The following is a 10,718-nucleotide window of genomic DNA, read 5'->3' as shown; positions in this document are numbered from 1 at the left end:
ATAGTAAGCTGCGAGGGCGAACTCTCACGGAATTGGAGAAATTAGATTGGAGTGAATTAGACCGAGAATTTGTCCGCTATGCGGATTTTTTAAGCAATTTATTAACTGAGTTGACCCGTCGCACTGTAGTACCTAAGTCCAGCCCGATTATGATTCGTGGCATCTCAGAGGTGTTGCGTCAACCAGAATTTGCGGAAATAGACCAGACTCTAGACTTGCTGCATCTGTTGGAAGAGGAACAGGAGCAATTGTGGTCAGTAATCTTTAAGGTACCGGAAGAGTTGGAATTTAAGTCTCGTGTGAAAATTAGGATTGGTGCAGAGAATTCCTTGGAACCGATGCGTGGCTGTACTTTGGTATCTGCTAACTATCAGCAAGATAAAGTCCCAGTGGGAAGTGTAGGGATTATTGGACCAACTCGCATGATTTATGAAAATGCGATCGCATTAGTGCAAGCAGCAGCGGATTATCTAACGGAAGCCTTGAGTCAACCAGCTTAAAGCAACCTCTTACGGTAACAGCAAGACCTTGATCGGAAACGATTAATCTAGCTCTTTGTCTAAATTATTCTAATTACTATACTTAACCGGACTTGAACAATTTCTAAGTCCCAACTCATTTGCCTCCCTAAAACAGAGAGCATTGATCACCATAGGTAGAGATGCACCCAAATCCACCCATTCCCCTTGCCACTGGGTGGGCAAGTCACAGATTTTTGTAGCTTCTTCAGAGTTTAGGAGGTAGATCTTCAGGAAGGTCCGTATCTTTTCTGCTTGTCTCAGCAGAAGACTCACTATGAGCCGAGATTTTGTTGATCATCTCCTGGATTTGACTGTTTAAATCTAAATTTTGCCAAATCTGAATCCCAGCGTTAGCTCCGACAAGTATTGCGCTTACTACCGCTATCGGAGTTCTCATTTTTCTGGAAAAGTCTATTAGAGTCGCAGGTTTCATGTGGGCAGCTTAAATGATGTACATCTTTTGTATATCATACGTATAGCGAATTTTGCCACTATCAGACAAGTTGACGTAGGGGATATTTTTTTCAAAATAGCCTAAATACCTATATTAACTGGGTTATGGGAAGCATATTATAGTAATTTATGATCACAAATCAGCTATAATACGTATATCAATATTTAATAAAAAAGCTATAATACGTATATCACTTAATTTCAATACATTGTCATGTCTAGAAAACTAGTTAGCTTCAGACTATCTGAAGACCTAGCACAAGCCCTCAAAGACCGCGCTGAGGAGAAGGGCATTTCAGTTACAGAGTTGATCAACAGACTCCTCAGACAGGGTTTGGAAACCGATGACTCAGTAGAAGAGCGTTTAACAGTAGTAGAAGCCTCCGTTGAGAACCTCAGAAAACAAACCAATGTTACTGATCTCGCACTTGCGATTCAAGGAGTTGCTCAATCCCTGGGAGGATCCACTGTACCTAAGACTGACTCCAATGTAGAAAGGCGTCTGGATGAATTGCAAGAGTTATTCCTGGAGATGAACGAGAATCTAAACCAGGTGCTGGATCAGGAGCCAAGCAACCGTCAACCTCGGTCTTCTGTATCAAAGGGGTCTAAATCAGCGCGATTGCGTAAGCTAGTAAAAGGTAAACACTCTTCCGTCAATCCCGAGATTCCCAAAGACTCTAAATTCAGGGACTAATAAATTTAGTAACAAGATGCATACAGCGGTTTTGACTTGAATAGCCCCCATCCGTGATTAGGGGGTAAGCTGAGAATCAGCTGTTGCTGTCACCAACATTCACTGGGTGTGTTCACTGGGTGTGTTCACTGTAGTCTATTCATTTGAGAACTGCTATTGATGTTCAATCATGAGGATTTTGGTCGGTTTAAGCGTCTTGATGTGTCTCCTGATCGAGCAAGAGTCGTTTTCGGAACAGACGCTAAAGTTGTTGGAAATTATTGAATCCCAGCGAATGGAGGGCTATATTGCCAAATCGACTGTGGCGAAATTCTTTTATTACGCCAAAATCCTAAGAAGCGAAAAATATGCTAGAGAAATTTTCTCTATGGTAATGGGAATTCTAAAGGAATGTTCTGTCGATTACACCATTTTAGATAAAAAGCTATTATACAACCTTATAGAGCTTACAGGTTTTGAACTTGCTGAAGAGCTGGTTTGTGCAATCGCTAATAATCTGGAAGCCTTTGTAAGCTTAAATGCTCAAAATTTGATTACCTCTGGTTTTCCAGTTTTGTCAGTCAAACAAGTGTTAGACCGTCAGCCATTAGAAGACTCCTTTCTTCTTTCTGAGCCAATTGATGAGCCAAACCTAGAACCAGAAACATCAGTGCTAAACACTAGGCAGACTGAACTTGATCAGAAACGAGTAAAATTGAAGAATTGGTTGGGCAATGACTTTCGTGAGGCGGAGCAACAAAATTGGCATCCATGGCACGAGATTTTAGGAACAGTACAACCTTCTTATAGATATGCTCTTAGGCACATCAAAGGAGTCCATCGAGTTAAAAAAATTTGCTGCAATAATAGATACCAGATGGCTTTAGTGCTCAATGTGGCTATAGAAAATAATAATGAAGTTGATATTTTTCTACAGCTATATGCTATCAGCAACCCAAACGATTTACCAGAAAATACTAAGATGATTGTACTTGATGACTCAGGTCAAACATTTATAGAAGCACAATCACAACTTGATGATCTTGGCATCCAGCTAAGGTTTAGTGCTGATGATGGAGATCAATTCAGTATTAAAATAGACTATGGTGGGAATTGTAGTTTTACAGAGTTATTTATGGTTTAGTTTTTTTATAATTACAAAATGGTTAAATTAGTTGTAATAAATTTAGGAGAGGGAACCCTTGAAACTGGTTGTTCAGCTACTCTAAGAATTGGAGATGATTGCACTTTTACATTAATAGAAATACTAGGAAAATTACCTCCAGCACCAGAATTTGCAAAACTCCATAGGCGCTGGCATTTAATATATCAAAACCTAGGTTTTTCTGTACGCGCTTTGAAGAAAAAAACAGAGATAAACACTTCTATCATCAGTAGAGATAAGTTTCGCCAATTATCTAAAAATTTGATTAAAAGTCTAAATAGTTGGCTTAATTATGAAGATTTTCGTGTCATCAAAGAGGGATTGCTGAAAAATTTAAGCCATTATGAAGAAATTCGCGTACTTATCCAAGTGGAAGATATTCAATTACGACGAATCCCCTGGCATCTGTGGGAAATTTTTGATTTTTACCGGTATGCTGAGGTTGCTTTGGCGGAATTAACCTATGATAGAGTTAAGCGCACCGTCTCTTCTATTATCAAGGATAAGGTGAGAATTTTAGCTGTTTTGGGAAACAGTGATGGAATTAATCTTGAAACAGACCGAGAATTACTAGAACATTTACCTAATACAGAAATTACGTTTCTGGTTGAGCCGTCACGCCTGAAATTAGATAGGGAACTATGGGACGACAAAGGCTGGGATATCCTCTTTTTTTCTGGGCATAGTTACAGCCAAGTAGATGGCAAGAGTGGCTATATTTCTATTAACCGAACAGATAGCTTAATCATTAGTGAGTTAAAAAATGCTTTAAAAGCTTCAATTGAACGGGGATTAAAGATAGCTATTTTTAACTCTTGTGATGGGCTAGGTTTAGCACAAAGTTTAGCTGACTTGCACATCCCGCAAGTTATTGTGATGCGAGAGCCAGTACCAGATCTAGTGGCTCAGGAGTTTTTAAAGGGATTTCTTAAGTCATTTTCAAGGGGAAAATCGTTATATATTTCAGTAAGAGAAGCCAGGGAACAACTGCAAGGATTAGAGAATGATTTTCCCTGTGCTAGTTGGTTGCCAGTTTTGTTTCAGAATCCCGCAGAATTGCCTCCCACTTGGAATGATCTTGCTCCGATTAGCTTTATTACTCAGCAGCAAGCCAACAACGAAGACCTGATTTTATATCAAAAAAGACTAGAAGCTTGGAATCAGTGGAGGGAAAGAAACACTGAGTTAGTTCCAGACCTAATCAAAATAAATTTAACTGGAGCCAATCTTAGGGGAGTTAATCTTAGTAACGTTAATCTTAGTGGAGCTAATCTCAGTCAAGCTAATCTCAGTCAAGCTAATCTCAGTCAAGCTAATCTCAGTCAAGCTAATCTCAGTCAAGCCAATCTCAGTCAAGCTAATCTCAGTCAAGCCAATCTGACTGGAGCTAATCTAACGGCAGTTCAAGGGTTGAATACTAACTTTGAACAAGCATTATTGACTGGGGCTTGTATAGAAGACTGGAATATCAATAATGCTACAAATCTTGATGGGATAATTTGTGCTTATGTTTATCTGCGAGATTCTCAACAAGAGCGCCGTCCCCATAGCGGTAACTTTGCTCCAGGAGAATTTAGTAAGTTATTTCAAAAGGCTTTAGAAACCCTTGATTTGATTTTCGTTAATGGAGTTAACTGGCAGGCATTTGTTCCCTCATTACAGAAGATAAAAGTTGAAAGCGGGGCACAGGAGTTATCCATTCAATCTATTGAGAATAAGGGAGATGGTACGATCGTGATTCGCATCAACATACCTAGGGAATTCAACCTAGCAGCAATTCACAATAATTTCATCCATAATTATGAGTTATCACTTCAAACATTACATGAAAAATATCTAGCTGACTTAAAGGCTAAGGATGAACAAATACAGATTTATCGTCATCAAAGTGCGGATCTAAAAGAAATCATCAAGGTTATGGCTAGCAAACCTATAAATAATGATATTTATATCACAAACACAGTAGATAGTCCACCTATATCAGAAGAGCGTATATTCAACATAGACCAGAGCAATTCCTCAATCGGTTTTGGTTACACGGGAACAGCCAATGACAGCCAAATAGTTGGCACTCAGCAGTACTATGCCCCAACCCAAAAACAAAATTTGGCAGAGGCAGCAGCAGAGATTCAGCAACTCCTAAACCAACTCTCACAAACCAACCCAACCACAACCGAAATTGAAAAATTAACAGTTGTCGCTGAGGCTGCTGAAGAAATCAACAGTAATCCTACCCTGAAAGCAAAGGTTATTAATGCCTTGGAAGCTGGAGGAGTTGATGCCTTCAAGGAAGCTATAGACCACCCCCTTGTGAATATTTTAATGGCAACGATTGAGGGTTGGAGAGATTTATAGTGTGACGTATAGTGTAAGGTTTATCAAGGTTTATAATAGATAAGATTGTTCCAGCTAGTCGTATTTTAATTTTAGTTGTGAATATATCACTTTAAGCAATAGGCATGCTAGCAAGCAAGAGGCAAGAGAGAATAAAAGATATAGGTATTTTGGATAATCTAAAAAACTCTAATAACTTTTTCAAGTTTATGGATAAACCTTCCCTATACGAGCAAGACTTCTATGCTTGGACTCAGCAGCAGGCTCAAGCACTGAAGCACAAGCAATTTTATAAGCTTGATTGGCAGCATCTGGAGGAAGAAATTCAAGCTTTGGGAAGACAGGAATATCGGGAATTGGTAAGTCGCCTTTGCGTTCTGCTTGGTCATCTGCTCAAGTGGCAGTATCAGCCAGAGAATCGTAGCCGCAGTTGGTTTTTGAGTATTAGAGAACAACGTCGGGCGATTAAACGGCATTTACGGCAAAACCCCAGCTTAAAGTCTCGCCGGTCAGAAGCAATGATGGATGGCTATGAAGCAGGGATTGATTTAGCGTTGCGGGAAACTAATTTGCCACTACGAACGTTCCCAGAAGCTTGTCTTTATTCCTTTGAGGAGGTGATTCAGGAGAGTTTTTTGTGTGATACTAGCGAAGATTGGGAAAATGAGTAGGACTTACCCAGTTAAACCAAAAATTCAAGGTTTCAGCTATAGGGAACAGGGAACAGGAAACAGGGAACAGAGGGTTTCAAGACAATGGTAGTGGTAAAGATTTAGTGATTTGGCTAGGGCGTGTTTTCTTGCCTCGGAGATCCCCCTAAATCCCCCTTAAAAAAGGGGGACTTTGAGTATGGCTCCCCCCTTTTTTAAGGGGGGCTGGGGGGGATCTAAATCTTGCGGAAAACTTTGAAAACACGCCCTAGGCTCTGGTCAAAGTAACGGAAGCTAAAATCACGAATTGTTTACCACTACCTCCTCTGATAAAAAAACCGTAAGCATATGCTGATAGCTGATAGCTGTTCGCGTAGCGCTTAAGCTGATAGCTTACGCAAAAACTAAGCTGATAGCTGATAGCTGATAGCTGATAGCTTACGCAAAACCTAATTCGTAATATAGTCCTGTAGAGCTTTTACTCCCAGTGGTTGCGACTGTAGTGAACGAATTGCGGCTGCTGTTGCTTTAGCACTAGCAATTGTAGTTACAATCGGAATCTTATAGCCTAATGCTGTTCGACGAATTAACAGCCCATCGGCATAGGCATCTTCTCCAGAAGGGGTATTAATAATTAGCTGAATCTTTTGATTCTTAATCCAATCCAAAACATGGGGACGTCCTTCATGGAGTTTTAATACCAACTCCACATCCAGTCCATGCTCTTGCAGTACCTTGCGAGTGCCATCGGTTGCCACTAGCTCGAATCCCAACTCGATTAAGTCTTTCGCCACTGGTACTACATTTTGCTTGTCTCGGTTATTGGTGGAAACGAATACTGTGCCAGACAGGGGTAAACGCTGACCAGCTGCTAATTCTGCTTTGGCAAATGCCTTGCCAAAATCTGTATCAATCCCCATTACTTCCCCAGTAGAACGCATTTCTGGTCCGAGGAGGGTGTCTGTACCAGGAAATTTCTCAAAGGGCAATACTGCTTCTTTGACTGCAATGTGCTTAGGGCTAGCTTCTTCAGTCAACCCAAGGGATTCCAAGGTCTCACGGGACATAATCCGAGATGCTAACCCGGCCAGGGGTACCCCTGTTGCCTTGGAGACATAGGGAACTGTTCGGGATGCTCTGGGATTGGCTTCGAGTATGTAAACAGTTTCCCCTTGCACCGCAAATTGAATATTCATCAACCCCACCACCTTCAGGGCTTTTGCCAGCTGGTAGGTCCAAGTGCGAATAGTTTCCAAAGCAACAGGTGTTAGAGAGGTGTGGGGTAAAGAACAAGCAGAGTCTCCGGAGTGAATCCCCGCCTGTTCGATGTGTTCCATGATGCCGCCAATCACTACCTGACCAGTATGATCTGCGATCGCATCCACATCTACCTCTACTGCATTCTCCAAAAACTTATCAATCAGAATGGGATGCTCTGGTTCCACCTGCACCGCAAACTTCATGTAGCGTTTCAAATCCTCATCGGAATAGACAATTTCCATAGCCCGTCCCCCCAACACATATGACGGACGCACCACCACTGGATAACTAATCCGTTTCGCCACTTCTAGTGCTTCCCCATAACTGCGAGCAATTCCATTGGGTGGCTGCTTAATATCTAACTTCCGCAAAATCTTCTCAAACCGCTCCCGATCCTCAGCTACGTCGATTGAGTCGGGAGAGGTTCCCCAAATTTGGGTTACCAGTTGTTGGTTGCTAACCTTCAAGGCTTCTTGCAACGGCACTGCTAACTTAAGCGGTGTCTGTCCCCCAAATTGAACAATAATCCCTTCCGGATTTTCCGCCTCAATAATATTGAGTACATCCTCTTTGGTCAGGGGCTCAAAATATAAGCGATCGCTTGTATCATAATCTGTAGAAACTGTCTCTGGGTTGGAGTTGACCATGATTGTCTCAAATCCCTGCTTACTCAGAGCATAAGATGCATGACAACAGCAATAGTCAAACTCAATCCCTTGACCAATCCGGTTTGGTCCCCCACCTAAAATCATCACCTTCCGCCGATCCGAAGGTATCACTTCCGACTCTTCTTCATAAGTAGAGTAATAATAAGGTGTAAATGCCTCAAACTCTGCGGCACAGGTATCTACTAGCTTATAGGCTGGTACTACTCCTAGATGCTTACGGTATTCACGCACTTCATCTTCCGAGGTCTTGGTAGCAAAAGCAATTTGGTGATCGCTAAATCCCTGACGTTTGACTGCCCATAACTGCTCTTTGTTCAAGGTTTCCAATGGGGTACGTTTGAGGAATTTTGACGTTTCCAGCAATTCCGCCAATTTATCCAAAAACCAGGGGTCAATTCCTGTGAGTTCCTGTACTTCTTCTAGGGTCATCCCTAGCATCAAACCATGACCCACCGTAAAGATACGTTCTGGATTCGGGGTTCGTAAACCATAGCGCACTTGTTCGAGAGATGGCAGCTTCTCTTTGCGATCGCATCCCCACCCAAACCGTCCAGTTTCCAGGGAGCGCAACGCTTTCTGAAACGATTCGAGAAACGTCCGTCCAATCGCCATGGCTTCTCCCACTGACTTCATCTGAGTCGTAAGGATTGCTTGACTACCGGGAAACTTCTCAAAAGCAAACCGGGGTACCTTAGTTACCACATAGTCAATAGTTGGTTCAAAGGAAGCAGGAGTTTGTTTAGTAATATCGTTGGGAATTTCATCGAGGGTATATCCCACAGCTAATTTAGCCGCAAACTTAGCAATCGGGAACCCTGTTGCTTTCGAGGCTAGGGCAGAACTGCGAGAAACCCGAGGATTCATCTCAATGATAATGACCTGGCCATTGATGGGATTCACAGCAAACTGAATATTTGACCCTCCGGTTTCAACCCCAATCTCCCGAATAATTTTAATCGAGTAATCCCGCAACCGTTGGTATTCCTTATCCGTCAGGGTTTGAGCAGGAGCAACAGTAATCGAGTCGCCAGTATGAATCCCCATCGGGTCAAGATTTTCAATGGAGCAGATAATCACTACATTATCTGCCAAATCTCGCATCACCTCTAACTCATACTCCTTCCAGCCCAACAAAGATTGTTCCACCAGGATTTGAGACACTGGCGAAGCATCCAAACCCCCCTGAGCCATTGTTTCGTATTCTTCTTTGTTATAGGCAATGCCACCACCACTACCCCCCAGGGTAAAAGCCGGGCGAATAATCAGCGGGTAAGAGCCGATTTCTTGTGCGATCGCTTTAGCCTCCTTGAGATTATTCGCAATGCCCGAAGGACAGACCCCTACCCCAATCCTTTCCATTGCTTCCTTGAACAACTGGCGGTCTTCAGCCTTTTCTATCGCCTCTAGCTTTGCCCCAATTAGCTCCACTCCATGCTTGTCCAAAACCCCATTCTTAGCTAGGTCAACCGCAATATTCAGAGCCGTCTGACCCCCCATGGTTGGCAGTAAAGCACATGGTTGTTCTTTTTCGATCACCTTCTCGACGATTTCTGGGGTTAGGGGCTCAATGTAGGTACGGTCAGCCGTTTCCGGGTCAGTCATGATACTAGCTGGATTGGAGTTTACCAGTACCACTTCATAGCCTTCTTCCCGGAGTGCTTTACAAGCCTGAGTCCCGGAATAGTCAAATTCACAGGCTTGTCCAATCACAATCGGACCAGAACCGAGGAGCAAGATTTTGTGAATATCGTCGCGGCGGGGCATAGTGGTTGCTCTGTGGTGAGATGAACGTTATTAGATCCTGACTATTATATGCTTGCTTGCCAAATTATTCCCTAGTTATTTATCCAGCTTTTAGAAATTATCGAGCTTTTTATCCAGCTTTTACCCAACAAACCTGATTTGTTTACCGTTGACCGTTGAGCGTTGACAGTCAACGGTTACGGCGGTTTGCATAACTATCAGGTACACAGAAAAAGTTTTCCCTCTTCCCTCTTACCTGCTCCCTGCTCCCTGCTCCCTGCTCCCTGCTCCCTAAAAACCCAGAACGAAAGTACCTAATTGAATTGCAAACCGCTGTAAGTTAACCATTTCGATTAAAGCTGTCAAACTAGAGGTAGCGATTTTGCCTGTGAGTGCTATTATGACCGTTGCCAAGAATTCAGAAGCCACTGCGGAAGTCAATGTAATGGCTGAGTCAGAAAGTATTATCATTCCACCATGTGATTTATGGAGTGATGAACCACCCTTGGAAAGCGATCGCCATCGAGATCAAATTGAGCTGTTACTCGCTTGCCTGAAGTGGTGGTGGCGAGAACGAAGCGACTTCTATGCTACAGGGAATCTCACTATCTATTTCAGTCCTGAGCATATTACCACCAGAGACTTTAGAGGACCCGACTTTTTTGTGGTTCTTGGTACGGAAAATCGACCCCGCAAAAGTTGGGTATTATGGGCAGAACAAGGAAAATATCCCAATGTGATAATTGAACTGCTCTCTAACAGTACCGCTAAAGTTGACAAGGGATTAAAGAAAATCCTCTACCAAGATACTTTCAGAACACCAGAATATTTCTGGTTTCACCCCGATACCCTCGATTTCCAGGGATTTCGCCTGATGGGAGGCCAGTATCAACCCCTCGACCCTAATACTCAGGGGTGGCTGTGGAGTCAGCAGTTGGAATTATTTTTAGGTGTGCATAATTCCCAGCTACGGTTTTTCAGTGAAGATCAGCAATTGGTCCCAACACCAGACGAGAGAGCTCAAGCTGCTCAACAACAAGTTCAAGCTGAACGGCAACAAAGAGAACTAGCAGAAAAGCGGGTAGAGGAATTGCTAGCTAGACTCAAAGAGTTAGGTGATGATTCAGATGCTTGATTCTCGCCATTGCTCTAGGGCATCGGTCAGTGTAACAGAAATAAATTGTAAGGGCGCAAGGCTTGCGCCCATAAATTTTAGGTCCTTGCTCGTCTGTTTTTCGCAAGTGATAA

General features: G+C 42.7%; 8 protein-coding genes and 1 pseudogene. 7 read left to right on the top strand and 2 right to left on the bottom strand.

The genetic code is table 11. From position 1 onward, the window contains the following. Nucleotides 1–500, top strand: a pseudogene (locus F6K52_RS08520) (heat-inducible transcriptional repressor HrcA); the annotation flags it as partial. A 226-nt stretch (nucleotides 501–726) separates the two neighbouring features. Here F6K52_RS08520 and F6K52_RS08515 read toward each other — a convergent pair. After that, on the bottom strand, nucleotides 727–918 hold the full coding sequence (locus F6K52_RS08515; protein WP_293076363.1) for a hypothetical protein: 192 nt from the start codon (nucleotides 916–918) through the stop codon (nucleotides 727–729). Nucleotides 919–1,188: 270 nt separating this feature from the next. Here F6K52_RS08515 and F6K52_RS08510 point away from each other — a divergent pair, with 270 nt between their 5' ends. The 4 genes from F6K52_RS08510 (at nucleotide 1,189) to F6K52_RS08495 (ending at nucleotide 5,820) form a co-directional block, all read left to right on the top strand. Then, entirely contained in the window at nucleotides 1,189–1,671 is a 483-nt protein-coding gene (locus F6K52_RS08510; RefSeq protein ID WP_293076361.1) for a ribbon-helix-helix protein, CopG family, read from the top strand. 250 nt (nucleotides 1,672–1,921) lie between these two features. Next, nucleotides 1,922–2,794, top strand: a complete 873-nt coding sequence (locus F6K52_RS08505; RefSeq protein WP_293076359.1) for a DUF1822 family protein — start codon at nucleotides 1,922–1,924, stop codon at nucleotides 2,792–2,794. 282 nt (nucleotides 2,795–3,076) lie between these two features. Next, nucleotides 3,077–5,170, top strand: a complete 2,094-nt coding sequence (locus tag F6K52_RS08500) for a pentapeptide repeat-containing protein (protein ID WP_293076357.1) — start codon at nucleotides 3,077–3,079, stop codon at nucleotides 5,168–5,170. A 188-nt stretch (nucleotides 5,171–5,358) separates the two neighbouring features. Further along, the gene (locus F6K52_RS08495) at nucleotides 5,359–5,820 is read left to right on the top strand and encodes a DUF29 domain-containing protein (RefSeq protein WP_293076355.1); all 462 of its coding nucleotides are present in this window, start codon (nucleotides 5,359–5,361) and stop codon (nucleotides 5,818–5,820) included. 428 nt (nucleotides 5,821–6,248) lie between these two features. Here F6K52_RS08495 and carB read toward each other — a convergent pair whose 3' ends face one another. Continuing rightward, nucleotides 6,249–9,491, bottom strand: coding sequence for a carbamoyl-phosphate synthase large subunit (gene carB, locus F6K52_RS08490; protein WP_293076353.1), 3,243 nt, complete (start codon nucleotides 9,489–9,491; stop codon nucleotides 6,249–6,251). 162 nt (nucleotides 9,492–9,653) lie between these two features. Here carB and F6K52_RS08485 point away from each other — a divergent pair, with 162 nt between their 5' ends. Together F6K52_RS08485 and F6K52_RS08480 are read left to right on the top strand one after the other, a co-directional pair. Then, complete coding sequence (locus tag F6K52_RS08485; RefSeq protein WP_293076351.1) at nucleotides 9,654–9,788, top strand: hypothetical protein; 135 nt, start codon at nucleotides 9,654–9,656, stop codon at nucleotides 9,786–9,788. Between the two features lie 82 nt (nucleotides 9,789–9,870). Beyond that, entirely contained in the window at nucleotides 9,871–10,605 is a 735-nt protein-coding gene (locus tag F6K52_RS08480) for a Uma2 family endonuclease (RefSeq protein ID WP_293076349.1), read from the top strand. Nucleotides 10,606–10,718: the final 113 nt, after the last annotated feature.

This window comes from Moorena sp. SIO3H5 (genome assembly GCF_010692395.1).
Classification (GTDB): domain Bacteria; phylum Cyanobacteriota; class Cyanobacteriia; order Cyanobacteriales; family Coleofasciculaceae; genus Moorena.
Note: the sequence above shows the minus strand (reverse complement) of the source record. Positions and strands in the feature narration are given on the sequence as shown.